The organism is candidate division Zixibacteria bacterium HGW-Zixibacteria-1 (genome assembly GCA_002838945.1).
Classification (GTDB): Bacteria; Zixibacteria; MSB-5A5; order GN15; family PGXB01; genus PGXB01.
Map to the genome: position 1 here is coordinate 21,113 of PGXB01000004.1, position 24,286 is coordinate 45,398.

Genomic DNA, 24,286 nt, shown 5'->3' on the forward strand with positions numbered 1-24,286 from the left:
GCTTTGATCTTGTCAGAATTGTTTTTCCTCATTAATTCGCCATACCGGGCGACAGGATCCTTAATATTCTTATCGGATTTCTTCTTGCTCCAGAACATCGAGGTTACTCCGAGTTGTCATGTTTAGCAGCATCACCGCTGCGGTTGGGTTTGCTGTTTGTTTTTTTGTAACTTATGTCGGCCGATTTTTTCTTCTTGGAGTCATCTCCGACAATTTTTCCTTTAAGCATTTTCATAACGCTGGCGAGGTCCTGTTTTACCGATTTGGCGGCTTTTCGATTTTCCTGTTGAATCTTCACATATATTTCCTCGCGATGGACGACTACTTTTGACGGTGCTTCGATACCGATTCTGACCTGGCGCCCGAAGACGCCCAGAACCGTAATTTTTATATCATCGCCGATAGTAATCGACTCACCCAACTTCCTTGTCAGTATTAACACGATACCCTCCGTGGCCTAAGGCTGTCAGTTTATCAGGCTTCTGTTATCTACCAACAATTCCCATTTCCTTAATAACCGTACTCAGCGCCTCATCCATGACGGTAATAACCCGTGCGGCGGCATCATACGCCTGTTGGTATTTGATCATCTGCGTCATTTCCTCATCGAGCGATACGCCCTGAACCGCCTGGCGAGAATTATCCAGTTGACTCACCAGCAGTTGATAATTTTCCATGGTATTTCTGGCCGTCCCGGCTTCTATTCCAATTTGCCCCATCAAACCGCTGTAGAACTCACTCATGGTGGCGGTTCCACGAGACATCAGAGCGGAAGTCCGCAGGTCCGCAATGGCCAGAGCATTTCTATTATCACCTACCTCTCCCGACAACGAGGCCGCAATACGATTGACGTTGTTCTCTATTTCATCGGACAGCTTGAAATTGCCGGCCGAAGTGTAATTCACATTGAAGAAATTTATGCCGGTGGAGCCATCGAGCCCGTAACCGGTCTGATGCAGGGAGTTGACGTTATTAATCAGCTCCGCCGCTATATCATCGAGAGCCTCAAGATATTTCGGAATGGCTTTATCGCGCGTATCGAGCAAGCCCTTAAGTTGGCCGCCGAGAACTTTGACGTCCTTTTCGCTGCCCTGCCAGACAACATTGTTGACCGAAATGGCCCCGGCTCCCGATTTATAGGTGCCGATCTTAAATGACGAGGTCCCCTCGACAATAGCCAGCGACCCGATATATACCGTAGCCGTTCCATTTTTCTGCTCGGCGACATTGACATTGACTAATTCCGACAATTGATCGATCAGGTAATCGCGTTTATCGCGCAGATCATTGGCATTTTCGCCGCCCAGTTCCGTGCGGGCTATTTGCATATTCAGGGAAGCCAATTCACCGGTGTACTGATTCACCTGCTGGGTGACCAAAGCAATGTCTTCGTCGACCGATTTGCGCAAATCGGTCATTTGATTATAGAGCCGATGAAAGCTGCCGGTCATCAGATTGGTTTGTTCCTTGAGGGCCGACCTGGCGGCGAGAGATTCGGGGTTGTTGGCCATATCCGACCAGGCGTTCCAGAACTGATCCATCTGATCGCTTAATGATGCGGCGTTCGGTTCGGCGAACAGGGCCTCGATCTGGGTCAGAGATTTTTCCATGGAGGTCCACTGGCCCAGGGCAACGTTTTCCTGCCGATACTGCTGGCCGAGAAAGAGATCACGGACATGATAAATATCGGTGGCGGTGACGCCGGTTCCGACCGGCCCGACCGAATGCTCGTAAGGCATGGTGGTGGTCGTATGGACCCTTTGCCGGGTATATCCGGGGGTGTTGGCATTGGCAACATTGTGACCGATGGTATTCAGCCACAATTGATGAGTGGAGAGGGCGCGTTTGCCGAGTTCCAATCCGTCAAACAATCCAGACATCAGGCCCTCCTGTCCAGGGCGATATTGGTCCGGACATTATCGATCCTGCCTTCGCCGCTATAATTATTACCGGGCACTTTAATCCGCCCCAACAGTTCCATTGTTTTAACAATATTCTCCCGCGAACGATTGATGAGCATCTCATTTTGAGATCTCGTCTTCAGAATCTTATCGTTCAGGTCAAGTATTGTCTCCCTTATTAATTCCAGCATATTGGCCTGCCCGGGTGAAACCGAATCAATCAGTTTCGATATGGTCAAATCATCGACCATGTTTTCTTCCGATGTCAGGCGACTGATAATGGCTTCTCTCTTCCGGGCACAGGTTCCTGTTTCCATCAGCTTTTCCCTCTGGCGCTCGGTTATGCGATTAAGCATGGCGATGTCGTTTTTCACCAGCGCCTGCTGCTGCATTTCGAGCAATTCCAGGAACGTTTCAAAAAGAGATGCCTCCTTTTCCAAGGTCTCTATCAGTTCCCTGACCAGTTCAGAATTTGAACTATTTTCATTATTTTCTTTCGGCATAATTATTTTTCTCTTTAATCCCCCGGTTTACTCGTAAAAAATTTGCTTACTCCCGAGCGTATCAATGACTGACTTGACATATTCCCGGGTTTCATGATAAGGCGGGATGCCGCCGTACTTTTCAACCCTTGAAGGTCCGGCATTATAGGCCGCCAGGGCTTTCTCGATATCTCCAAAACGGTCGATTAGTTTTCTAAGATATTTCGTGCCGCCCTCGATATTCTCCTTCGGATCAAAAACATCATTAACACCCATATCGGCGGCGGTGGTATCGGTCAATTGCATCAGGCCCTTGGCTCCGGCCGGTGAAACGGCTGTGGCGTCGCCGCCCGATTCGACCATGACGACCGACTTTACCAGATCCGGATTGAGTTTGTATTTACGCGAGACTCTATCGATTATCGAATCATAGCCGGTTTTGACCGGGCTCTTGCTGGTATGATCCGATGGTGTCACTTTGACCGGCTTGGCCGTATTCGTCTCTTCCTGTTTCACCTTTATATATCGGGGCGGCGTTATCATCGGAGAATCGGCCGCTTTTACCTCGCCGTTGCCATCGAATTGTTTTTCAAGAATTTTTTCCATGGAGCGGTAAATGGCCCCGGCGATGCCCCGATTGGAACTACCGGCCATTTTATTGGCCAATTCCTGATCGAACATCTGGGTGTACATATCCTTTCCAAGTCCCCCGCCGAAGCCCATCCCGTCTTCCTCATCCGTTTTTGGGATGGCATCGCGCATGGCCTTGAGAACCTGATAGAAAAAGAGCGACTCCATATCTTTGGCCGCCTTGAACAACCGTTTCTTTTCGGTCTCAAGAGTCGGCTTTGATTCCAAGGGCTGAGCTTTGGGAGCGGGTCTTTCGACGCCGAATGTTGTCGCTTTAATATCCATAATCTTAAATTATTACCAGCTCGGCTCTCAATGCGCCGGCTTGTTTCAGGGCCTCGAAAATGGCAATAATATCCCGGGGGGCGGCCCCGATCGAATTCAGCGCCGCGGCCACATCGGAAAGCGAAACTGTTTCCTGGAAATGAATGACCCGGGCCTTTTCATTATCGACGTTTAACTGGTATTCGGAGGTCACGACCGTTTCGCCCTGGGAAAAGGGCTGCGGCTGCGAAATAACCGGATACGACTTGATATTCACATTAATATTGCCGTGGGCGATGGCAACCGGCGCAATGGAGACATTGCTTCCGGCCACAATGGTCCCGGTCCGTTCATTTATGACCACTCTCGCCGCCTGATCGGGCGTGACCTGCATCTGACCGATATCGGCGATGAACTCTCCCCGTTCGTTGGGATACGACAGCGAATCGGGAACGACCACGCGAACGGTCGAGGCATCCTCGGTAAAAGCGGTCAATCCATACTTGATATTTATCTTCTTAGTAATGGAGGCGGCGGTGGTATAATCGGGGGAGCGCAGCATGATCAGGATATCCTTGCTGTCGCCGGTCGGCGGCAGCTCCCGCGCCACCTTGGCCCCGTTGGGAACCCGGCCCACGAGGGTATAGTTATTGACGATTTTGTTGCCCTCATCGACCTGGACGTTGAATCCTCCGATAGATACCGGGCCCTGGGCAAGGGCGTACATGTCGCCGATAACGGTGGACAGGGGCGTCATAAGCAGGGTTCCTCCCTGCAGCGATGAGGCATCGCCGATGGAAGAAACGGTCACATCAATGCGGTCATCAAGTCGGTTATTCGATGATATCCTGGCGGTGACCACCACCGCCGCGGCATTTTTAGTCTTCAGTTGTTCGGCATCGATAGTCATGCCCATTCGCTCCATCATATTAGCGAGAGATTGTCGTGTAAACGGCACCCCCTTGCTGTCGCCGGTTCCATCAAGACCGATAACCAGGCCATAACCGATCAAATCGGTTTCGCTTTCGGTGTTCATGCGGGCGATATCTTTGATGCGCGCCGAGGCTTCGGCCGGCGGCGCATAGAACTGCAGGAGCAATGTCAGCAGCCAGACCAGCAGGGTCGGAAATGATAACCAGTTACTGAATAATGTTTTCATCATTCCTCCCCTAAAACAGCCAGTTGACAAAACGGGTGATGATGCCCGGACGGCTGGCCGTATTGGCGGCCCCTTTGCCGGTGTATGTAATTTCGGCATCGGAAATCTTATAGGACTCGACGGTATTATCCGCCGCTATATCGCGCTGCCGGACGACACCGGTCAGTGTCATGGTTTCTTTGTCTTTCGAAATATTAATGGCGCGGCTGCCTTTGATAATCAGGTCGCCGTTGGCCCTGACATCCACGACCGTGACCGACATCCGGGCGCGGAGATTCTGATTGCGAAGATTTTCGCCGCGGCCGTTAAAGCTGCTTTTGTTCTGGGTATCGGCGCCGAAGAGCGGTATGAAGTCAAGCGAGCCGATGCCCGGACCGCCGCTGACCGAATTCTCCCCGGCTTTTTCCGTTTTGGTCTCGGACTTGGTCGAGGCCATCGAGTTCTCAAAAATCAGGACCGTTAAAATGTCACCGACCTTGTTGGCTTTGATATCGGTGAACAATGACTGCGACTGCCCGAAGTCACCCGACATGACACGGAGTGTAAACGGCAACAGCAGCAGAATCAATGTCAGGAATAAGATTCTTTTTAAGCTCATGGTATGCACCTCAATGTGTACTGACCTGCACCGTTTTACGATCAATGATGGTGCAGGGAATTACCTTCCTGGATTGGCTGTTCCTGACCCTGATCAGATCCCCGACATAGCCTGTTTCCATGGCGATGCCGGCCGCGGAGATTTCCATAGACTCGGTTTTGTACAAGATGGAAATCTGTTTGCCGGACATTATGGTGGGAATCCGTTCAATGAGGCCGGATGTGATAATTTGATCTTTTCCAATATTTTTTCTCGCCCAGCTTCCGGAAAGTTCTTCCGGAGAGGTCAGGGCTTTTTCGGTCAAATAGGTCGTTTCCACCCGTTTGAGAGTGTACTTCTCGGGCGTAAGGATATCCTGCCTTCTGATGCGGTCGGTCGTTACCAGGGCGTATTCAAACCGGCTGATCCGGGTACTGATCTGCTTCCGGCTGACAAGCTCCCCGCCCTTGAACAAGGCGACCTGAAACGGCACAAGGCCGCGCGGTTCGGCGTCGGTCATCGGCCTGACATAAAGGCTGTCATATGAATCGAAAGCGGCCTCGATGTTATTTTTGCGGAACTCAATTTCCACCCCGGTCGTGTCGAGATCGTAACAGGCCAATATCTTCGCAGTGATCGCCCGGTTCAGGCCGTCATCGGCCATAAGCGAGCCGCACATAAGAAATACCGCGATGAATATTGCCAGTATGTTCAGCCGGATGTTTATCATTCGCTGCCCTATCGTTTCAGATTATTGGAAATCTGAAGCATGTCCTCGCTTGTCTGGATGACTTTCGAATTCAATTCGTAGGCGCGCTGAGCGACGATCATATTGACCATCTCGTCAACGACCCTGACATTTGAAATTTCGAGATATCCCTGGTCGAGTTTGCCGAGGCCTTCCTGCGTCGGTGTTCCCAGAATCGGGGCGCCCGAGGCGGAGGTTTGATTATACAGGTTGTGTCCGACGGCGGAAAGTCCGGCCGGATTGATGAACCTTGCCAGTTCGAACTGGCCGATTGACTGCGGCTCCTCGCCACCCACCAGAAGAACCGAAACATCGCCGTCAATCGAAACCGAGAGCGACGAAGCATCTTCCGGTATGGTCACATTGGGATAGAGATAGAATCCATCGGAATTGACAATCTGGCCGTCGGCGGAGATTTTGAAAGCGCCGTCACGGGTGTATGAGACGGTGCCGTCCGGCATCTGAATTTGAAAGAAGCCCTGTCCTGAAATGGCAAGATCGAGGGCGTTGCCGGTGTTTTGAAAATCGCCGACCGAGAATTCCCTGACGGTGGCCACCGGCCTGGTGCCGTAGCCGACGTCAAGATTAACCGGGACACTGGTACCGACAGCGGTAGCGGTGCCGGCTTCACGAAAGTTTTGATACAGCACATCCTGGAACTCGACCCGGCTCCGCTTGAAACCGGTGGTGTTAACGTTGGACAAATTGTTGGCGATATTGTCCACATTAAGCTGCTGGGCCGACATTCCCGAGACTGCGGATCGCATTGCTTTTAACATGGCTTATACTCCATTACCTGGTTTTCTATCTGACCCGTCCGACATTATTGAGCAGTTTCTCCAATGAATCATCCTGGGCCTGAATGGCTTTGGCATCGGCCTCGAAGTTGCGATAGGAAATGATCATATCGACCATTTCTTTAACAACATTGACATTGGAGGCTTCGAGATAGCCCTGTCGGACGGCATATTTTACCGCTTGTATTATTTCCTGATTATCCGGAACGCGAAAATCGCCGTCTCCGGTTTTCTGAAGTTTAGTCTTATCCGGCACATCGACGACCTGGATATTGGCGACATCGGAGCCATTGACCTGCACCTGACCCGATTCGGAAACCGACACTTCCCCGCCGGAGACATTGATCGGCCCGCCGTCGCTCAAAAGCCGTTTGCCTTCGGAATCGACCAGAAAGCCCTCGGTACTGACCGTGAGATTTCCGGCGCGCGACAGCACATTTTCGCCGTCGGCGTTCTGGAAAACGAAAAAGCCGGTGCCTTCCAGCGCCAGATCGAGCGGATTTCCGGTCCGGTCAAGACTGCCCTGCTCGAACCGGGTATAGACCTGGTCGATCATCGGGGTCTGCCAGTCTGTCTGGCGCGGAATGGTTTTAATCTGCGCCCGCGACAGTTCCTTGGTGAAAACCATGTCGCGCTTGAAGCCGGGTGATGAGGCGTTGGCCAGGTTATTGGCGATGGTATCCTGCTGCTTGATGCGCGGGATCATCGCCGATGCTGAACGATATAATCCTTTAATCATAGTTATAGCACTCCGATGTTTTTCTAAGCAAGGGTTGTGCCTAAATTGTACAGAAGGGAAATTGTGCTGCTATGTCCTTATATGACAACAATATATAACTGCGGTCAAAATTTCTGACCAGGCGGCGATGGGGGTATTTGCGGAAAATATTTCCGGATATCCCGGGTAGCGGGTTCCGTGCTCATTAATATGACATGACTTGTTTCGGCCACCCCTGCTTCAAAAGCGAAAAATGCTGTGTGATTTCGCACCCTGACCTGCAAGTGGTTTCACAATAACCCGCCGGGTCTATTTTTCGCTTGCGGAAAAAAGGCGAAAGGAGTATATTATTAATAAGTTAGTCGTTGTTACTTATTGGGTTACTGCACGCTGGGTGAATTTTTGAATCAGGCAGGAAAAAAATAAAGCTTTCGCATCGCTTTTGCTGTTTATGACGATGCACCAAAGGAAGTTTATTATGAAAGTTGCGAAAATCGCTTTATTAATGTTGTTTGTACCGGTTATTGCACTTGGTATGACTGATCCCGGTGTTCCCGATACTTTGCGTATCGGTTCGGCCTCATGCTTGCCCGGCCGCAGTTGCACCGTGCCGATATATCTCACCAATGATGAATATTTGTTTGGCCTGGAAATTGTCCTTGGCTATCAGCCGGAGAACCTTATCATAGATTCCTTCTCTCTTCAGGGCGGGCTGCTTGAAAGTTTCGAATCACCTTTTGTATCCGAGTTTGTCGACTCCGCCAACCTGATGAATTTTGCTTTCATACCTGATGTTGTTTCGGACTCCATTCCTCCCGGCGAAAATCTTCTCGGTAACCTGCATTTTACAGCCATGCCGGCTGCGGGCGGTTTGACCGTACCAATAGAAAATGCGGTGTGGCCAAAGGTGATCGGGGGAGATAAAATAACCATGCTATTATTATCCCCATCGGAATTTATTACTCCTAATTTTATTCCGGGTGAAGTGACTATTCCGGTTGCGCCGCCGAGCCCGGACTCGATCTGGGTGGATAAAGTAGTTGGCATTCCGGGACAAAGTGTGGCAGTAAATGTCAATGCTTATAATGTAGAAAATATTTCTTCGATCAATCTGGCGCTCCAAGTATCATCGACCGATCTGATCTACAGCTCAACCTCCTTCACGGGCACGCGCGGTGATATCGCATACACCAAGCAGGCGGCCATTAACGGACAACAATTACTGATCAGTCTGATTTTTGATGAATCCACGCCATTGCCCCCGGGAAGCGGTTCTCTGGCAAGAATTCTCTTCAATATCGACCCGAGTGCGGATGAAGGTATCGTAACGATTGATTCCGCCACCTACCTGGATGTTCAATCGACAGAGTTTATTTTAACCGAAAACGATGGCAATGCATCCTTTACCCCGTACTTTACTGCCGGCCAGGTGGAGATAAAATGGCCGACCGACCTGGAGGATATACAAACCGAGGTCCTGCCGACCAGTTTCGCCCTGGGACAGAATGTCCCCAATCCCTTTAACCCGGCCACGCGTATATCTTTTGACCTGCCCCGGGCATCTGAAGTGCAATTGGATGTGTTTAATATATTAGGACAAAAAGTGAGGACGCTGGTGGATGATTATCTGCCGGCCGGAACGCACGAGGTAATCTTTGACGGAAGAGGTGACCAATATCAAATTCTGGCGTCGGGTGTTTATTTTTACCGGTTGGAAGCCGGTGAATTTCGCCAGAGCCTAAAGATGACCTTAATGAAATAAGGTCAAGTACGATGTTACATCGTATCATCCGGAGGCTCCCGATAATTTTCGGGAGCTTCTTTTTTTATGTAATAAAGTCTGGGAAGCAATCTCGTCCTGCTCCTTTTGCGTGGCCAATCCCACTTCCCTGCGATATATATCGAATTTGCGTTCTTTCAATTTTTCGTAGATCTTTTTTTCTTTGGTGGCTTCGACCAGTTCGAGACGTCTTTTTTCCTGATCTTTAAGATATGCCTTCAGCAGTTCCTTCCCCCCCATTTCTTTTTTCTTCAAGAGGACATAATAGCGCGAGTAAACGGAAAGATTTGCGATATTCACGGCGCCGTTTAATTTATGACGCTGCGAACTTTGAATATCGCGACGGGTATTATCCAGTCCGCGGAGTTCGGATTCTTTCTCGATAACTTTTTGAGCGGCGCGTCCAAGCGTCTTCTGCTTTTCTTTTTCGATATGCGCCTTAAGCTGAAGCAGCCGCTCCAGTCGAAACCGAAACTTTTTCATGGGAACCTGTTTCGCTGCCGTCGGAATCCATTATGGCCGACAGTTCGGCCAGCGCATCTTCGAAGCGGCATCGGGCATGAATTTCCTGACGGAAGCATTGATTAATGGCATCAATTTTGGAGATAGCATAGTCAATTTTGGCCGATTTGCCTTTGGCATAAGCGCCGATATTGATCAGGTCCTCGGCTTCGCGGTAGGTGGCTATTGCCTGGCGGACCTTTCCCGCCAGTTCAAGATGTTTTTTGTCGCAGACATCGACCATCAGGCGGCTGATGGAATCGAGAATATCGATGGCCGGATATTGGTTCAATGAAGCCAGTTTTCTTGAAAGAGAGATATGCCCGTCGAGAATAGACCGGACGGCATCCGATATCGGCTCATTGAAATCATCACCATCGACGAGAACGGTATATAAACCGGTGATGGATCCCTTTTCATTGGTCCCCGCCCGCTCCAGCAGGCGCGGCATAATGGCGAAAACCGACGGGGTGTAACCCTTGGTAGCGGGGGGTTCGCCGACGGCCAGGCCGATTTCGCGCTGGGCAATGGCGATACGCGTCAGGGAGTCCATCAACAACATGACATTCTTCCCCTGGTCGCGAAAATGTTCGGCAATAGCCGTAGCGACGAAGGCGCCCTTGATTCTTATCAGTGACGGCTGGTCCGAAGTAACGGCCACCACAATGGAATTTTTTAATCCTTCCGGACCAAGATCTTTTTCGATAAATTCGCGCACCTCTCTCCCCCGTTCGCCGACCAGTGCAATAACATTGACATCGGCGGTTGATCCGCGACTGATCATGCCCAGCAGGACCGATTTGCCGACGCCCGATCCGGCGAAAATACCCATACGCTGACCCTGTCCGCAGGTAGCCATGAGATCGATTCCTTTTATGCCGGTAAGCATCGGCTGTGAGATTCGACGGCGTTTGAGAGCATGAATGGGGGCGGTATCGATGGCCCGATATTTGGTGCACAACAACGGCCCTTTGCCGTCGATAGGCTGACCCAGGCCGTTCAGGATGCGCCCTATCAGATGCTCGCCGACGGGAACCCTGAGCCGCTCGCCGGTGGATATGACGATCGAACCGGGAGTTATTCCCGAGACCGATCCAAAAGGCATCAGGAGGATACGATTATCACGAAAGCCGACGACTTCGGCCTTGATTTTTTCTCCGCTCTCGGGATTCTCGATGTAGCAGAGATCGCCGATCGAAAGCGCCGGCCCGATTGATTCGATTATAAGACCGATTATCTGGGCCACGCGACCGGAATGTTTGATGGTGCCGGCCTGATCGATACGGTCGGCATAGAGATCATACGGTATCTTTTTCACGAATGAACCCCTAAAGTTCCGATCTCTTCGGTGATGATGTCAAGCTGCGATTCGACACGGGCATCGATATCGCCGGTAGGAGTTTCGATAAAGCAGCCGCCATACCTGACACGCGAATCGGGTTCGATGGTAATTTCCTTGATGGCGGTGGACTCACCCATAAAACGCTCTATTTGCTGTTCTATCATGGGCAAATGCTCGGGCCGGACCTTGATTTTAATTTTTGATTTGTCGACCAGTTTTTCAATGGTGCCCGATATAATTCCGGCAGTGACATCGGGATCGATACGGGCGGCATCAAAAGTGACTTTGCGGGCGATTTTCAGGACCAGCTCAAGAATTTTCCGGTGGGCCTCTTCATAAAGCACTTCCCGCTGAGAGACGGCATCCTTTATCAGTCCGGCAAAATTATCGATGACTTTTTTGGCTTCCTGGTGGCCGATAGCCAGACCCTTTTCATGCCCGTCGTTGAAACCCTGGTTATATGCCTGTTGCCTTTCCGTGACCAGTTGTTTGTCTATCTTAAGCAGTTCCTGAATAGGAATCATTTTCTTGCCTTCGACCGTGGTGACGACATTGATGCCCAGATAGACGGTGGCCAGTTTTTTTTCGGCGGCCCGGTCGGCCTCGATATCGGCGCGATACTCGCCGATGACCACTTTTTCATCGCCGACAGAGGCATGGTACAGCCTAGACAATAACATCCTCCTTGCCGCCGCGGCCGGAGATGATCACCTGTCCCTCTTCCTCGAGATGGCGGATCGCCTCGACAATGCGCTGCTGCGCCGCCTCGACGTCCGAAAGCCTCATCGGCCCCATGAACTCCATCTCTTCCTTGATCATGACAGCGACACGTTCTGAGACGTTGGAATATATCTTGGAGCGAACCTCTTCCGAAGCGGCCTTGAGAGCAATCGAGAGATCCTTGGTTTCGACCTCCTTCAGCAGCCGCTGAATCGAGCGGTCGTCGAGAAGCACCAGGTCATCGAAAACAAACATCATATTTTTTATTTCACTGGCCAGATCGGAGTCATCGGCTTCAATGGACTGAAGAATATTTTTCTCAGCCGAGCTTTCGATCAGGTTAAGGATCTCGGCCATGGTTTTGGCGCCGCCGGAGACGGACAGGTCGCCGGAGTGGGAGGTATCGAAGTGTCCTTCTAGGGTCGATTCAATTTCCTTGAGAACTTCCGGTGATATTTTTTCCATCGTGGCAATCCGCAGGGCAACTTCGGACTGGAGCTCGGGCGGAAGTTCTGATAGAACGCCGGCCGCCTGATGGGATGTCAACTGGGACAATATCAGGGCAATGGTCTGCGGATGTTCGTTCTGAAGGAAGCTGACCAATTGACGGGCATCGATGTTTTTCAACAAATTGAATCCGGAAGTCCGGAAGGATGATTCGAGCCGGGCCAGAATTTCCTGGGCCTTTTTGGCGCCGACCGCTTTCTCGAGAATTTCCTTGGCAAAATCAATGCCGCCCTGTGAAATGTACTGGCGGGCCATGAAAATCTGGTAACATTCATCAATGACCTTCTCCTCGATATCGGAGGGAACATCACCGAGATTGGCGATTTCGATCGTGACTTTTTCGACTTCCGAGTCCGAGAGTCCGCGCAATACCAGGGCCGCGACTTCGGTCCCGAAAGCGACCAGGGCGATGGCGGCTTTTTGCAATGAATTTAGTTCTTCGTATTTCACGGTTACACCTCGTCAATCATCATGGTCTTAATGACTTTGGCCAGTTCCTCGGGGCGATCCTTGACGACAGTATGCATCTGGTCTATAAGCTTGGGTTTTCGCTTTTCAGGCTCTACGATAGGAACCACGCGCTCCGAGGTTTCGCCGGCGCTGCTCCCGGAGACGGTCCGGGCGCCGGAGGCGATCGGGACAATTTGGCCCAATGATGTAAAAAACTTTTTGGCTTTTTTTCGTAAGTACAGAAAAGCCAGTATCACCAGGACGACAATCCCGAGTTTCCGGGCGATATCGTAATAAAATTCCTGCTGATAGATCTGATCGAGCTTATCCTGCTCGAATTGCATCGAGGTATTATCGAAGGCGATATTCATGACTTCGATCTGGTCATTGCGTTCGGAATCAAATCCGACGGCATTCTTGACGATCGAAGCGATGCGGTCGATGTCTTCCTGGGGGCGGGGCTGATAAACCAGCTCAGTGGTTCCGGTTCCGCCGGCGCCTTCAGCGGGCGTATAAACGCCGTCGATCAGCAGCGCCACCGATAATCTTGTGATATTACCGACCGAGTTGATAATATGCTCGACCGTCTTGTTTATTTCGTAATTCGTAATCGAAGTTTCGATACGACTGTCATCGGTGCTTTCATTGACTTCTTCGGTTTTGTCGGCAACCGTTTTGGTTTCTTCGGTTTTTTCCTCGCTGCGGACGACGGTTGAATTGGGGTCGTACAGTTCCGAGGTTGTTTCAACCTGTTTGAAATCGAGTTCGGCGGTCACGCGGACGATTGATTTTCCGTTGCCGATGACGCCGTCGAGCATCGACTGCGCCTTTTTTTCGAGATAGTTTTCGACATTCTTGCGGACTTCCAGTTGCGAAGTGGACAATCCTGCAAGCGGCTCGGAATCGTTCATATTGGTCAGCAGGTTGCCGTTGTAATCGACGATGGAGATGTTTTCCGATTTCAATCCTTCGACCGAGGCGGCCACCAGATGGGTGATACCGGCCAGTTGCGATTTGCTCAGGCCGGCGGGGGTTTTCAGTTTCAGGACAATCGAGGCGGTGGCTTCCTTCTGATCCCGGGCAAAAAGGCGATCCTTGGGCATTACGATATGCACCCGGGCGGCCTGGACATCGGATAACTGCATGATCGTCCGCATTAATTCGCCCTCGAGGGCACGGCGGAAGTTGAGATTCTGCAGAAATTCGGTCATGCCGAGATTGGATTGATCGAAGATCGAATAACCGATATTGCCGGATCGCGGCAGTCCCTGTGAAGCCAGGGAGATTCTTACTTTGTACACATCACCCGATGGGACCGAAACGGTCTTGCCGCCGTCCGCGAGCTGGTATGGAATATTCTGTTCGGTCAGATATTCGGTGATTTCACCTGCTTCGGACGGTTCCAGGCCGGAGTATAGAGTGGCATAGCTGATGCTGCTGACCCATCCGGTCATAACAACAGCGCCAACAATTATTCCGGCGGTGATACCAATAAGCATAATCGCCTGACTGGGCGACATAGCTCGTACAAAATTGGAGATATTCGTAAACAGATGTTTGAAATATTCCATTGCAAATCCTATTTAGTTGTTTTGCCAAATCCTATGGCATCGCCGACAATCCTACATCGGCATTTGCATTATCGTTTTATATGCATCAACCAGTTTATTGCGAATCTCGAGCAGCAGATCCATGGCAATTCCGGCTTCTTCGGCCGCAATCATCACCTGATGCAAGTCGGCGGCATCGCCGCTGGCCAGTAGCTCCTGGGCCTTGGCGGAGTCGAATTGCAGATCATTGACCGAGTTCAGAAAATTATTGAACAGGTCGGTAAAATTGGCCTTATCGGCCCCGTCAAGCTGCTGGCTTTTCTGCAGTTGATTGGCGAGACCGGGAACGACCCGATTGATCTGTCCAACGTTGGCGCTCATAATTTTACATCCACCAGACTTCCTGCCCGGACGGTTTCATTGGCGCCGTTTTTGGCGTAGGTACGCCCGGCTCCGGCATATTTTTCGAAGGCCAGTTCGACCGCTTTCTTTTCCTCGGTCGAGAGCATGTCAACAAAGGTGCCGGGTTTAAGGCGGACGGCCAGTTTCGAGCCGACGCGGTCGGTCCGGTCGGTGATATTGACGCGCTCGCTTTGGTTGACCTGCGGTTTGTTATCGGCATCCGGGCGTTTTTCGACCTGGGGCCGTTCCATCGCCTGGCGATAACTGTCGATTCCAATGGGATTGATTTTCATGTTTTATTTCTCCATATCCTATATATCAAGAGCGTTTTTAGCCATTTCCTTGGCGGCCGAGATGGCCATCGTGTTGGCCTCATAGGCCCGCGTGGCGGCCATCATATCGACCATTTCATTGACTATTTCGATGTCCGGCATCCGGACGAAACCTTCCTCGTTGGCGTCGGGATGGCTGGGATCATATATGAGGCGATAATCTGAAGCCGGATCCTGGATCACTTCGCCGTCAACCCGGGAGACTTCGGTCTCCTTTATCGATGGTTTCAATCTTCCGCCGATATGATTGGCATGGGTCCGGGCCAGTTTGGCCCCGGCATGAACCATATGAGTCTTAAACGGGACATTTTCCGGATTTTCCGATACGACCACTCTCTGACGGCGGTAGGGGCCGCCACTTTTAGTTTCGGTCGTTTCGGCATTGGCGATGTTTTTCGCGACCACATCCATCTTCCGGCGCTGAAGAGTCAGGCCGGTGGCCGAGGTTTCGATGGCTGTAAAGATTCCGGACATAATATTATACCTTTATGCTATTTGCTTTTTATGGCGTTACTCAATCCCGCAAATTTCTTGGCCATAAGTTTGGCTCCGACCGTGAAAGTGATCTGGTTCATGGCCAGATTGGCCACTTCCTTATCGACATCAACGTTATTGACGCCATTGGATTCGGCGCTTTTGTCGACGATTATTTCAGGCTCGGAATCGCGGGTTCTTCCGACCGGTATATGGGCCGGATGGGTTAATTTGGCCTGGATATGATTATCACCACCGATGGCCTTTTTTAATTCGGCGTGAAAATCAATATCCTTGCTCTGGTATTTGGGTGTCGAGACATTGGAAAGATTTCCGGCGATAAGTTTTTGTCTTAAAGAGGATAGATTAAGAAACTGCTTATACAGCGGAATCCCGCTTTTGTCAATCACCGCTTTTTGTATAATATTCGACATAGCATTACCCGCTTTGACGTTAAGCAAGGCCAATGCCAAAAAAGAAATATCACTCTATCTGATTTATTTATAATGACTTACAGTTCGGCCGGGATTCCTGACAGAAGCCCGGCCGGGAAAAAATGTCCCTTGTCTTAGAGAAGACTTTTCCAGAAGTGCATTTATGGATTGTAAAACTCGGAGTTAGGTTCGGCATGTGTCATTTCCATGGTCAGGATGACAATATCGACACGCCGGTTTTGGGCTCTGTTTTCAATTGAGTTATTGGGGCGCATCGGGCGGTATTCGCCGTAACCAAGAGCCGAAATCTCGCTGGGACCGACGACATTATTTTCAATGAAATATCTGACCACCTCGGTGGCGCGGGCCGACGATAATTCCCAGTTCGAGGGATATTTTACGGTATTGATGGGAATATTGTCGGTATGGCCCTCGACCCGGATATGATTATCTATGCCATGCAAATATTGGGATACGGTTTCAAGCACCGATTTTGCCTTTGGTTCGAGTTCGGATAAGCCCTGCTTGAACAGCGCCGATTCGACGATATGTATGACCAGACCGCGCTCGCTCATTTCGGTACTGACCGGCTTGTCCTCGCCCGGTTTGTTGAGATTCTCCTCGATCATCTTGCCGATCGACATCAGATGTCCCACTTCCATCACGCCCTTGCCGTCGGTGAGACCGATATCGGTGCCGCGCTTGATGGCCATGCTGCCACCCTTCAAGGCGCCGGAGAGGGCGCGCGACATTTTGCCGAATTTTTTGGCATCCACCTGGGACATCGAATACATGACAATAAAGAAGGCCAGAAGCAGCGTTATCAGGTCGGCATAGGTCAGAAGCCAGCGCTCCAGGTTTTCATGGTCATCGTTTCTTTTACGTCGAGCCATCATTGCTTACTCGAAATCACGCATGTGTGGAGATATGAACGAAAGTAATTTTGTCTTAACAACCCGGGGATTATCACCCGACTGAATGGATATGACTCCCTCGGTGATTAGATCGAGATTGGCCAGTTCCTCCTCGTGCCGCAGCTTTAGTTTGTCGCTGAGCGGAAGATAACAAAGATTGGCCAGGGCGACTCCCCATAGAGTGGCAATAAAGGCTCCGGCAATGGCGGTGGCCATTCGTTCGGCATCGCTGGTGCTGCCCAGTGTATGAATAAGGCCGAGCACCGTACCGATAATACCCAGCGTCGGCGAGAAACCACCCATTTTTTGAAAAAAGAGTATTCCCTTTTTGTGGCGGTCCTCGATATAGGCGATTTCAGTTTCCAATATGCCCTTCAAAACGGAACCCTCGGTACCGTCTATCAGGAGCTGAACCGCTTTTTTGAAAAAGGGATCACGGATTCTATGCATATCATTTTCGAGCCCAAGGATTCCCTCTTTACGGGCCTTCTCCGACAGCCTGACGATGGTGTCAATCGTCAGCAGTGGGTTAGGGCTCTGGCCGGTAAAGGCCAGGCGAAGATAGGTGGGGACGCTGGTCAGCGTTTTCAGCGAGGTAGTTACGACCGAAGCGCCGAGAGTACCGCCGATAACGATCAGCATTGCCGGCGGCTGGACAATAGCGCTGAGATGCCCGCCTTCCATAATGAATGAAACGAGGATCGCACCGACGCCCAGAATCAATCCGCCAATTGTAGTTATATCCATAAAATACCTATTTTTCAGCCAATACGGGCAGAACCCGGCTGCCCCAAAATATTGACAATCAATAGGAATATCGGCATTTACGCCGGTTTTTGAAGTGATGAAAGCAGGAATTGGTGAAATTTAGCTAAATCGACGGCGAATCAGTCCTCGGTTTCGATATTATATTCAGTCAATTTATTCCTGATGGTTCGAGTGGTTATATTCAAGGTTTCTGCAGCCTTGGTCTTATTGCCGCTGAATTTCTCAAGAGTCTTGAGAATCAGGAATTTCTCGCCTTCGGCCAGTGTCATTCCGACCCCCACGCCGGGGACCTCATCGGCCAGTTTGCCGAGGGCCAGATCGTGCGGGAAGTCATTAGCCGTCAAAATCTTCGAAGATGCCGTCACGACCGCCCGTTCAATATAGTTTTCCAGTTCGCGGACGTTTCCGGGCCAATGGTATTTCATCAGCAGCCGCATGACCGATTCATCGACCCCTTCGACATTTTTCCTATTTTCGACATTGTATTTATCGATAAAATGATTCATCAGGAGTGGAATATCCTCCAGCCTTTCGCGCAACGGCACGATATGAATCGGGATGACATTCAGGCGATAGAACAGGTCATCACGGAATTTCCCTTCTTTGATAAACTCCTTCAGATTGCGGTTGGAAGTGGCAATAATGCGGACATCGACAGAAAAGGGTATTCCGGAACCGATTCTCTCGATCACCTTTTCCTGCAGGACCCGCAACAACTTAGCCTGAAGACCAAGCGGCATTTCGGAGATTTCATCAAGCAGTAAAGTGCCGCCATCGGCCATCTCGAAGCGCCCCTTATGCTGGCGGACGGCCCCGGTAAAGGCGCCCTTTTCGTAACCGAAAAGTTCGGCTTCAACCAGATTCTCCGGCAGGGCGGCGCAGTTGAGCGAGACGAAGGGCTTTTCGCAGCGGTCGGAAGCATAGTGCATGGCGCGGGCGACCAGTTCCTTACCGGTTCCGGATTCACCGGTAATCAGGGCGGTCGAACGGGCGCTGGCGGTGGATTCAATCAGGTCATAAACCAGCTTCATTTTGGCCGATTTGCCGACGATGTTCTGGTAGCGGGCGGCCAGATCCAAGCGCAACTGGGAATTCTCTTTTTTGAGCGTAATTAACTCGACCGCTTTGGCCACGACTAATTCAAGGGCATCCGGGGAGGCCGGTTTAAGCAAATAATCATAGGCCCCCAGTCTCATGGCTTTTACGGCATTTTCGATGGTACCATAGGCGGTAATCATGATGACAATCATTTCGGGATGGAGTTGTCTGGCTTTTTGCAGTAACTGGATGCCATCCATATTTTTCATGCGAATATCGGAAAGCATGAGGTCATACGATTTATTGTTCAAGCGCACCAGCGCATCCTCGGCCGAAAAAACCGATTCGACTTCATAACCGGCCCGTGTCAGGACCTCGACAAAAAAATCATTGGCCAGTTTTTCATCGTCGACTACCAGAATATTAATCTTCATAATTTGTCTCCACGGCTAACCCTTTCGTGCGGGCAGCACAATTGAGAATTTGGTCCCTTTGCCCAACTGTGTTTCGGCGGCGACATCACCGCCGTGAGCCTTGATAATTTTCCAGGCTATGGATAAGCCCAGCCCGATGCCGTTTTCTTTATTGGAATAGAAAGGTGAAAATAATTTTCTGAGATCGCTTTCTTTGATACCGGAGCCGTTGTCTTCGATGATAATTTTGGCCAGGGTTTCAGTTCCCGACAACTGCAGCTTGTCCCCATATTCTCTCTGGGCCTCGGCCAAAGGCAGCGGGTGGGCCGTTACTTTGACGAGACCGTCATCCCCGCAGGCCTCGAGTCCGTTTTTCACAAAATTAAATATGACCTGCCGGAACAACTGGCTGTCCAGATCTACGGAGACCGAGTCCTCCGGCTGCAGGCAGCGGTCAATCCTGTCGGCGGCATCCTGCAAACCATTCATCTCCACGAATTCATCAAGCAAATCGTTCAGATAGCCGTTAAGATCGACATTGCTTTTCTCCAGCTTTTCGCGCCGGGCAAAATCGAGCAGGGTTTGAATGGTATTGTTGATACTGCTGACACCTTCGACAATCTTGTCGGCCATTCTTTTTTTATCGGGATCGCCTTCCAGGTCGCGCGATAGCAGCGAGGCAAAGCCGCCGATTCCGGAGAGAGGGTTGCGGACCTCATGGGCGATCGACGCGGCCATCTCCCCCAGCGACGCCAGGACCTTCATTTGTGATATCTGTTCTTCCATTCTTTTGAGTTTGGATACGTCCTGGAATAATTCGACGGCGCCGATAATCTCGCCGCCACGGTTTTTCAGGAGCGAGGTCGATACCGAAAGGGTCAGGTATGTCTCATGTCTGGTCCTGATTTTTATCTCTTCATTATCCACATTGACGCCGCGCCGCATGGCCTCGAGAGCGGAACAATGCGAATCCTCGACGGTCCGAATGACATCGCCATAATCCAGATCTCCGGAATGAAAGGACGCCTCGCTGACGCCCAGTATTTTACGGGCGGCGGGGTTCATGTGCGATATTTTTCCGGAGGTGTCAAGGGCGATGACTCCCGATGACAGTGAGTTAAGGATGCTGTTGAGAAATTCGGTGACGGCCCGGTTTTCCTTCATCAGGGATTGCAGTGTTTTGTTGACCGCCTGGAGCTCTTCGCTCTGGCGCGTATAGGTTTCCCTGAGCGACAGGTACTGCCGCTGAATTTTATTTATGATTTTGCTGAATGAAGAGTATGAATCGGCGAACCGGCCGATATCATCCTGAATATCAACATCGATTGTTTCTTTTTCATCCATTTCCATAAATCCTGTATATGCCCATGTATATTAAACAGACCGGGGCGCCATTTCAACAAAAAACTGATTACTTTTGCCCCCTTCGGCAGGCTGATTTTGCCTCTTACCCATGCGTTATTTTACCTGTAATATATCAGGAACGACAGCAGGGGGCAAGGTGAAGATATCTGTTATTATAATTAAAGAACGGTCTGAGAATCGTCGATATTTGTCGTTTTCCCATCCGCGATGGGATCATGGGAAATACCGATTTATAAAAGAACCGGGTATGCTTATATTTCCAGATGCCCTGTCCGAATTTCCTCGGTTTGTCTGGACTCGATTATTAATTCATCCAATATTTTGAACAGCTTGTTAATATTGAATGGTTTAATGATGTAATCATTGACCTTCAGGCGGAGGGCCTCGATGGCGGTCTCGGTGCTCGGGAAGGCCGTCATGATGACGACCGGCAGCGACGGCTTGAAATTCCGAATCCTTTTGACAAAGTCGATGCCGTCGATTTCAGGCATCTTCAAATCAACCAGGGCGATGTCGAAATTCCGATTTCTCAGAGTTTCGAGGGCACGTTCCGGGGATTCATGAACGGAAACGAGCCACCCTTTTTCTGAAAAGAAATCATACAAAAGATCTCTTATGAGCAATTCGTCATCGACGACGAGAATGCTGTTTTTGCTCAATTTTTCGTCTCCTTACATTGGCTTTGATAGGAAATCCTCAACTGGCTTCCACCGGCTGATATGATTTAAGCGCTTCTTCTTCGGAGGTGAAAATCTCAAAAATATGGGACAATTGGGTAATATCGAAGATTTCCTGTACATAATCTTCAAGATTGGACAGGGTCAATCGTCCGCGATAAATTCTGATTTCCTTCATGATCGAAACCAAAGCGCCCAATCCGGAGCTGTTGACAAACTCGACTTCGGAAAGGTTGAGATGCACCGATGTTTTGCCGGACTCCAGGATCTTTTTGACCTCTTCCTTAAGTCTTCCGCCGGTGCCAAGATCGAGACGACCGGACAATGAAATTATTGCCACATTGCCTTCGTCTTTTCTGCTGAACTCCATTACTGCCTCCAGGTTGCGTTTATTATCTTTGACGTTTTTATACTTATTTCTCTCGAAAGTCATTGAAATCCGCAGACCTCCGGTCCCGTTATCTCTGGTCATTTTAAAGTCGTCGGCGATTGATTCCATCAAATCCACTCCCCGGCCGCCTTCCTGCATTAAATCCGAGGGTTTTCTTTTATTTATGGATTTCACATTACCGTCGCCTTCATCAGTAATATCGGCAGATACAACGGCATCATTAATACCAATGGTTATTTCAATGGATTTGCTTTTATCGAAATTGTTGCCATGCGTGAGGGCATTGGTAAACCCCTCGGACACAGTAAGAAGAACGTTGCCGCGGAGCTTGCCGGAAATATTGTTTTCCATCAGCAGCGTTTTGATGTCTTCATACATGCGGCCTTCCGATTCAATAACCGAAGCATACTTAAATGATTTGATTATCATAGATCCCCCTTTAGGAACTTGATATTCAGTAAAGTAAAATCATCAAAAGGTTCATCACCGGTGCCCTCGGCAAAGCGATCGACCCAGTCGCGGACCATTTTACAGAAGTCCGCCGCCGGCAGATCGCCTTCCTTGATAAATGCGTTTTTAAGGCGCTCGACACCGAATTGACCTTTATGAATATTTTCCGCTTCGGTTACTCCATCGGTAAAGGCAAGAAGTCTGTCACCGCGCGAAATGTTAATTCCGCCTTCCTTGAATTTTGCTTCCGCGAATTGCCCGACAAATGTTCCACCCGGATGCAGCAGCCTGATTTCCTGCTTTTGCGAATCCCAGTAAAAAGGCGGAAGGTGTCCGGCATTGCAATATGAGGCCTTACTTCCCTTCATGTCCACGCGGGCGATAAATAGAGTCACGAACATATGGTGGCTCTTGATGACGCCGTTACACAGGACATTGTTAAGATTGGTCATCAGCTTTGACGGGCTTATATCCGGCGAATTCATTAACTCCGAGCGAATGACCGCGGCCGAAGCCGCCATGAGCATAGCTGCCGGAACCCCTTTGCTGGAAACGTCTCCGATGACAACGACAAAATCCTGCTCGCCGACACGGATGATATCATAGAAATCGCCGCCGACAGATCGGGCCGGACGATACATGGTGCCGATGTCGACGCCCTTCATATCCGAGCGCAGGTCGGGCAGAATGGTTTCCTGGATCTGTCGGGCAATGGTCAGTTCCTGATCGATTTTTTGTTTCAAAAGCGATTCTTTGAGAAGAAGCGCGTTGTCGATAGCCACCGCCGCGAAATTGATGAGCATGGCCAGATGCCGTTTGTCTTCATCCAGAAACCCTTCGTCGGTCGTCTTATTGATGATTATAATTATGCCATGGCACTTGGCCCGCGATTTTATGGGGAGTGCCAAAACACTTTTGACATGGGGGCCGAATTCCAGTTTACGATTATACTCCCGGATGAGAACCGGCTGCTGTTTGCTGTAGCAAAAGGTGGCGATATCGGTGCCATCATCGCAGAAAATATTTCTGGCGACAATGTCATCGACCCCCCAGATCACTTTGGAGACAAGTTCGCCGCCCTCATTTAATTGCAGCAGCCCGACTTCACCATCGACCATTCTTATCGACATTTCCATAACCACGGAAAGAATGGTCTCCAATTCCAGTAAAGATGTAATCAGAGCCCCCATAGTTGCCAGGTCGTGAAGATTCAGCCTGGTTTTTTCAAGTCTATCTTCCAGTTCGAAGATTCTTGACTCGGTTGAAATGTCTTGTGCCATAGGGGATTAATCGGCATAATGATCGCTTAATTAACCATTATTTTGGGCAAATGGAAAAGTCAAGGCCCGCCATAGAAATATGCAAGTATTTGCATCATTTATTGCAGCATATTGCAAATCATTACGATTATGATTACAAATAATCTACTTAAAGACCTGCTTTCACTGCTTTCTCGGCATCGACAAAATATTTTTTTAGGGGTTGGCAGGAATCATTTTAAATCATTGTATCCAATGGCGAAAATAATTGCCTTTTCCGTATGCCGTAAGTGGTTGGTTAGATGATGATTACAAGCGCAAATCGAGATTGCGACGGACATTATTATTGGCTTCTGATTTCGGAATCTTTATTCAGGGGTAAGTGGCTATTATTAAATATATTGCGGCATAATATTCGGCATAGAACATGCATACTTATTTGATGAATAACAATACCTAAGAAAGGAAATGCCTATGAAAAAAATCTGGATTCTTATTTTCTCCATCCTTCTGCTGGCCTTTGGCTCATCGCAGGCGGTCCCGAATCTCCAGCTTTTCATAGCCGGGGGCACTTATGACGCGGCTACCGAAAGCTGGGTGTCAACCGACGGCACTTTCGACATTTACGTGATCGGGGCCAATGAAGCCCTTTCCAACGTAAAGGTGAGCATGGCGCTGGATTTTGCCCAGAATGATGATCCTAATAGTATGGCCTCGGTAAACGTTAACGGTACCACATACGATGAATGGATTTACGGTTATGCTCCGATCATGACGGCCCCGGCTTTTGATCCGGGCGATGATCTGGCGAAGCATGGTATTTTTCCAGCCTGGTTTACAGAATTCGATGCCGGCAATTTTGGCATGGTCGGCGGTGTCGGCGATGTTCAGCCGAAGCCTGCTTACTGGGATCCGTCAACCCAAGGTTACCTGGCCAATTCCAAGGCGATGGGAGAATATAAGGTCTTCACAATTACTGCCACCGGTACGGCATTTCTGCATTTCGATGCCTATACTCTTAATCCTGACGGCAGCATCCAGTATTTCGCACCTTTCTCGCATGATGCTACTGGAACGCCTCCTCCCGGAATTCCCGAGCCTGCCAGCCTGGTTCTTTTCACTCTTGGAAGCATGGGCCTGGGCATTTACAGAAGGTATCGAAAATAGTCGGATAATTCGATTTCGCAAGGCATTTAATAAAACGGGGGGCACCAGCCTCCCGTTTTTACTTTGAACTGTATAA

General features: G+C 49.9%; 27 protein-coding genes. 2 read left to right on the forward strand and 25 right to left on the reverse strand.

What is annotated here, in order from left to right:
• Positions 1-103: 103 nt before the first annotated feature.
• The 9 genes from csrA to flgF all read right to left on the reverse strand — a co-directional run bounded on the left by csrA (position 104) and on the right by flgF (position 7,297).
• Complete coding sequence (gene csrA, locus CVT49_02630) at positions 104-442, reverse strand: carbon storage regulator (GenBank protein PKK84489.1); 339 nt, start codon at positions 440-442, stop codon at positions 104-106.
• Positions 443-485: 43 nt separating this feature from the next.
• Entirely contained in the window at positions 486-1,880 is a 1,395-nt protein-coding gene (locus CVT49_02635) for a flagellar hook-associated protein FlgK (GenBank protein ID PKK84490.1), read from the reverse strand.
• The gene (locus CVT49_02640; GenBank protein PKK84491.1) at positions 1,880-2,404 is read right to left on the reverse strand and encodes a hypothetical protein; all 525 of its coding nucleotides are present in this window, start codon (positions 2,402-2,404) and stop codon (positions 1,880-1,882) included. The genes CVT49_02635 and CVT49_02640 overlap by 1 nt, the downstream gene beginning before the upstream one ends.
• Positions 2,405-2,431: 27 nt before the next feature.
• A complete protein-coding gene (locus tag CVT49_02645) occupies positions 2,432-3,076 on the reverse strand; it encodes a lytic transglycosylase (protein ID PKK84610.1) in 645 nt (214 codons plus the stop codon).
• 226 nt (positions 3,077-3,302) lie between these two features.
• Complete coding sequence (flgI, locus tag CVT49_02650) at positions 3,303-4,436, reverse strand: flagellar biosynthesis protein FlgA (GenBank protein ID PKK84492.1); 1,134 nt, start codon at positions 4,434-4,436, stop codon at positions 3,303-3,305.
• 10 nt (positions 4,437-4,446) lie between these two features.
• On the reverse strand, positions 4,447-5,034 hold the full coding sequence (locus tag CVT49_02655) for a hypothetical protein (protein PKK84493.1): 588 nt from the start codon (positions 5,032-5,034) through the stop codon (positions 4,447-4,449).
• A gap of 10 nt (positions 5,035-5,044) precedes the next feature.
• Positions 5,045-5,743, reverse strand: coding sequence for a flagella basal body P-ring formation protein FlgA (flgA, locus tag CVT49_02660; GenBank protein PKK84494.1), 699 nt, complete (start codon positions 5,741-5,743; stop codon positions 5,045-5,047).
• Positions 5,744-5,751: 8 nt separating this feature from the next.
• Positions 5,752-6,540 carry a flagellar basal-body rod protein FlgG gene (gene flgG / locus CVT49_02665; GenBank protein ID PKK84495.1) on the reverse strand — a complete coding sequence of 263 codons (789 nt, stop codon included), beginning with the start codon at positions 6,538-6,540 and terminating at the stop codon, positions 5,752-5,754.
• A 25-nt stretch (positions 6,541-6,565) separates the two neighbouring features.
• Positions 6,566-7,297, reverse strand: coding sequence for a flagellar basal-body rod protein FlgF (flgF, locus tag CVT49_02670; protein PKK84496.1), 732 nt, complete (start codon positions 7,295-7,297; stop codon positions 6,566-6,568).
• A 430-nt stretch (positions 7,298-7,727) separates the two neighbouring features.
• On the opposite strand from flgF, the gene CVT49_02675 reads away from it, so the two are divergent.
• Entirely contained in the window at positions 7,728-9,038 is a 1,311-nt protein-coding gene (locus CVT49_02675; GenBank protein ID PKK84497.1) for a hypothetical protein, read from the forward strand.
• A gap of 24 nt (positions 9,039-9,062) precedes the next feature.
• Here the strand turns inward: CVT49_02675 and fliJ are convergent, their stop codons facing one another.
• From fliJ to CVT49_02755, 16 genes are all read right to left on the reverse strand, one after another.
• Entirely contained in the window at positions 9,063-9,539 is a 477-nt protein-coding gene (gene fliJ, locus CVT49_02680; protein ID PKK84498.1) for a flagellar export protein FliJ, read from the reverse strand.
• Positions 9,496-10,875: a flagellar protein export ATPase FliI gene (gene fliI, locus CVT49_02685; protein ID PKK84499.1), complete on the reverse strand. Its 1,380-nt coding sequence runs from the start codon at positions 10,873-10,875 to the stop codon at positions 9,496-9,498. Before fliI ends, fliJ begins: the two co-directional genes overlap by 44 nt.
• Positions 10,872-11,579: a hypothetical protein gene (locus CVT49_02690; GenBank protein ID PKK84500.1), complete on the reverse strand. Its 708-nt coding sequence runs from the start codon at positions 11,577-11,579 to the stop codon at positions 10,872-10,874. The genes fliI and CVT49_02690 overlap by 4 nt, the downstream gene beginning before the upstream one ends.
• Positions 11,566-12,576 (reverse strand): flagellar motor switch protein FliG, encoded by a 1,011-nt coding sequence (fliG, locus tag CVT49_02695; GenBank protein PKK84501.1) that lies wholly within the window; start codon positions 12,574-12,576, stop codon positions 11,566-11,568. Before fliG ends, CVT49_02690 begins: the two co-directional genes overlap by 14 nt.
• Positions 12,577-12,578: 2 nt before the next feature.
• Positions 12,579-14,147, reverse strand: coding sequence for a flagellar M-ring protein FliF (gene fliF, locus CVT49_02700; protein PKK84502.1), 1,569 nt, complete (start codon positions 14,145-14,147; stop codon positions 12,579-12,581).
• 51 nt (positions 14,148-14,198) lie between these two features.
• On the reverse strand, positions 14,199-14,507 hold the full coding sequence (locus CVT49_02705; protein PKK84503.1) for a flagellar hook-basal body complex protein FliE: 309 nt from the start codon (positions 14,505-14,507) through the stop codon (positions 14,199-14,201).
• A complete protein-coding gene (locus tag CVT49_02710; protein PKK84504.1) occupies positions 14,504-14,821 on the reverse strand; it encodes a hypothetical protein in 318 nt (105 codons plus the stop codon). The genes CVT49_02705 and CVT49_02710 overlap by 4 nt, the downstream gene beginning before the upstream one ends.
• Before the next feature lie 18 nt (positions 14,822-14,839).
• Positions 14,840-15,334 (reverse strand): flagellar basal body rod protein FlgC, encoded by a 495-nt coding sequence (gene flgC / locus CVT49_02715; protein PKK84505.1) that lies wholly within the window; start codon positions 15,332-15,334, stop codon positions 14,840-14,842.
• A gap of 17 nt (positions 15,335-15,351) precedes the next feature.
• Positions 15,352-15,768 (reverse strand): flagellar basal body rod protein FlgB, encoded by a 417-nt coding sequence (gene flgB / locus CVT49_02720; GenBank protein ID PKK84506.1) that lies wholly within the window; start codon positions 15,766-15,768, stop codon positions 15,352-15,354.
• Positions 15,769-15,929: 161 nt separating this feature from the next.
• A complete protein-coding gene (locus CVT49_02725) occupies positions 15,930-16,664 on the reverse strand; it encodes a hypothetical protein (GenBank protein ID PKK84507.1) in 735 nt (244 codons plus the stop codon).
• Positions 16,665-16,667: 3 nt separating this feature from the next.
• Positions 16,668-17,429, reverse strand: a complete 762-nt coding sequence (locus tag CVT49_02730; protein PKK84508.1) for a motility protein A — start codon at positions 17,427-17,429, stop codon at positions 16,668-16,670.
• Between the two features lie 140 nt (positions 17,430-17,569).
• Positions 17,570-18,925 carry a hypothetical protein gene (locus CVT49_02735; GenBank protein PKK84509.1) on the reverse strand — a complete coding sequence of 452 codons (1,356 nt, stop codon included), beginning with the start codon at positions 18,923-18,925 and terminating at the stop codon, positions 17,570-17,572.
• Positions 18,926-18,937: 12 nt separating this feature from the next.
• Positions 18,938-20,251 (reverse strand): hypothetical protein, encoded by a 1,314-nt coding sequence (locus CVT49_02740; GenBank protein PKK84510.1) that lies wholly within the window; start codon positions 20,249-20,251, stop codon positions 18,938-18,940.
• Between the two features lie 266 nt (positions 20,252-20,517).
• Entirely contained in the window at positions 20,518-20,925 is a 408-nt protein-coding gene (locus CVT49_02745; protein PKK84511.1) for a hypothetical protein, read from the reverse strand.
• A gap of 37 nt (positions 20,926-20,962) precedes the next feature.
• Positions 20,963-21,763 carry a hypothetical protein gene (locus CVT49_02750; GenBank protein ID PKK84512.1) on the reverse strand — a complete coding sequence of 267 codons (801 nt, stop codon included), beginning with the start codon at positions 21,761-21,763 and terminating at the stop codon, positions 20,963-20,965.
• On the reverse strand, positions 21,760-23,064 hold the full coding sequence (locus CVT49_02755; protein PKK84513.1) for a hypothetical protein: 1,305 nt from the start codon (positions 23,062-23,064) through the stop codon (positions 21,760-21,762). Before CVT49_02755 ends, CVT49_02750 begins: the two co-directional genes overlap by 4 nt.
• 453 nt (positions 23,065-23,517) lie before the next feature.
• Between CVT49_02755 and CVT49_02760 the strand changes: the two genes are divergently transcribed.
• A complete protein-coding gene (locus CVT49_02760) occupies positions 23,518-24,210 on the forward strand; it encodes a hypothetical protein (GenBank protein ID PKK84514.1) in 693 nt (230 codons plus the stop codon).
• Positions 24,211-24,286 lie beyond the last annotated feature (76 nt).

Excerpts from the sequence above, each read along its gene's own strand:
- CVT49_02635 (PKK84490.1), bottom strand. The coding sequence starts at position 1,880 with ATGTCTGGATTGTTTGACGGATTGGAACTCGGCAAACGCGCCCTCTCC.
- CVT49_02640 (PKK84491.1), bottom strand. The coding sequence starts at position 2,404 with ATGCCGAAAGAAAATAATGAAAATAGTTCAAATTCTGAACTGGTCAGG.
- CVT49_02645 (PKK84610.1), bottom strand. The coding sequence starts at position 3,076 with ATGTACACCCAGATGTTCGATCAGGAATTGGCCAATAAAATGGCCGGT.
- flgI (PKK84492.1), bottom strand. The coding sequence starts at position 4,436 with ATGAAAACATTATTCAGTAACTGGTTATCATTTCCGACCCTGCTGGTC.
- CVT49_02655 (PKK84493.1), bottom strand. The coding sequence starts at position 5,034 with ATGAGCTTAAAAAGAATCTTATTCCTGACATTGATTCTGCTGCTGTTG.
- flgA (PKK84494.1), bottom strand. The coding sequence starts at position 5,743 with ATGATAAACATCCGGCTGAACATACTGGCAATATTCATCGCGGTATTT.
- flgG (PKK84495.1), bottom strand. The coding sequence starts at position 6,540 with ATGTTAAAAGCAATGCGATCCGCAGTCTCGGGAATGTCGGCCCAGCAG.
- flgF (PKK84496.1), bottom strand. The coding sequence starts at position 7,297 with ATGATTAAAGGATTATATCGTTCAGCATCGGCGATGATCCCGCGCATC.
- CVT49_02675 (PKK84497.1), top strand. The coding sequence starts at position 7,728 with ATGACGATGCACCAAAGGAAGTTTATTATGAAAGTTGCGAAAATCGCT.
- fliJ (PKK84498.1), bottom strand. The coding sequence starts at position 9,539 with ATGAAAAAGTTTCGGTTTCGACTGGAGCGGCTGCTTCAGCTTAAGGCG.
- CVT49_02690 (PKK84500.1), bottom strand. The coding sequence starts at position 11,579 with ATGTTATTGTCTAGGCTGTACCATGCCTCTGTCGGCGATGAAAAAGTG.
- fliF (PKK84502.1), bottom strand. The coding sequence starts at position 14,147 with ATGGAATATTTCAAACATCTGTTTACGAATATCTCCAATTTTGTACGA.
- CVT49_02705 (PKK84503.1), bottom strand. The coding sequence starts at position 14,507 with ATGAGCGCCAACGTTGGACAGATCAATCGGGTCGTTCCCGGTCTCGCC.
- CVT49_02710 (PKK84504.1), bottom strand. The coding sequence starts at position 14,821 with ATGAAAATCAATCCCATTGGAATCGACAGTTATCGCCAGGCGATGGAA.
- flgC (PKK84505.1), bottom strand. The coding sequence starts at position 15,334 with ATGTCCGGAATCTTTACAGCCATCGAAACCTCGGCCACCGGCCTGACT.
- flgB (PKK84506.1), bottom strand. The coding sequence starts at position 15,768 with ATGTCGAATATTATACAAAAAGCGGTGATTGACAAAAGCGGGATTCCG.
- CVT49_02725 (PKK84507.1), bottom strand. The coding sequence starts at position 16,664 with ATGATGGCTCGACGTAAAAGAAACGATGACCATGAAAACCTGGAGCGC.
- CVT49_02730 (PKK84508.1), bottom strand. The coding sequence starts at position 17,429 with ATGGATATAACTACAATTGGCGGATTGATTCTGGGCGTCGGTGCGATC.
- CVT49_02740 (PKK84510.1), bottom strand. The coding sequence starts at position 20,251 with ATGGAAATGGATGAAAAAGAAACAATCGATGTTGATATTCAGGATGAT.
- CVT49_02750 (PKK84512.1), bottom strand. The coding sequence starts at position 21,763 with ATGATAATCAAATCATTTAAGTATGCTTCGGTTATTGAATCGGAAGGC.
- CVT49_02755 (PKK84513.1), bottom strand. The coding sequence starts at position 23,064 with ATGGCACAAGACATTTCAACCGAGTCAAGAATCTTCGAACTGGAAGAT.
- CVT49_02760 (PKK84514.1), top strand. The coding sequence starts at position 23,518 with ATGAAAAAAATCTGGATTCTTATTTTCTCCATCCTTCTGCTGGCCTTT.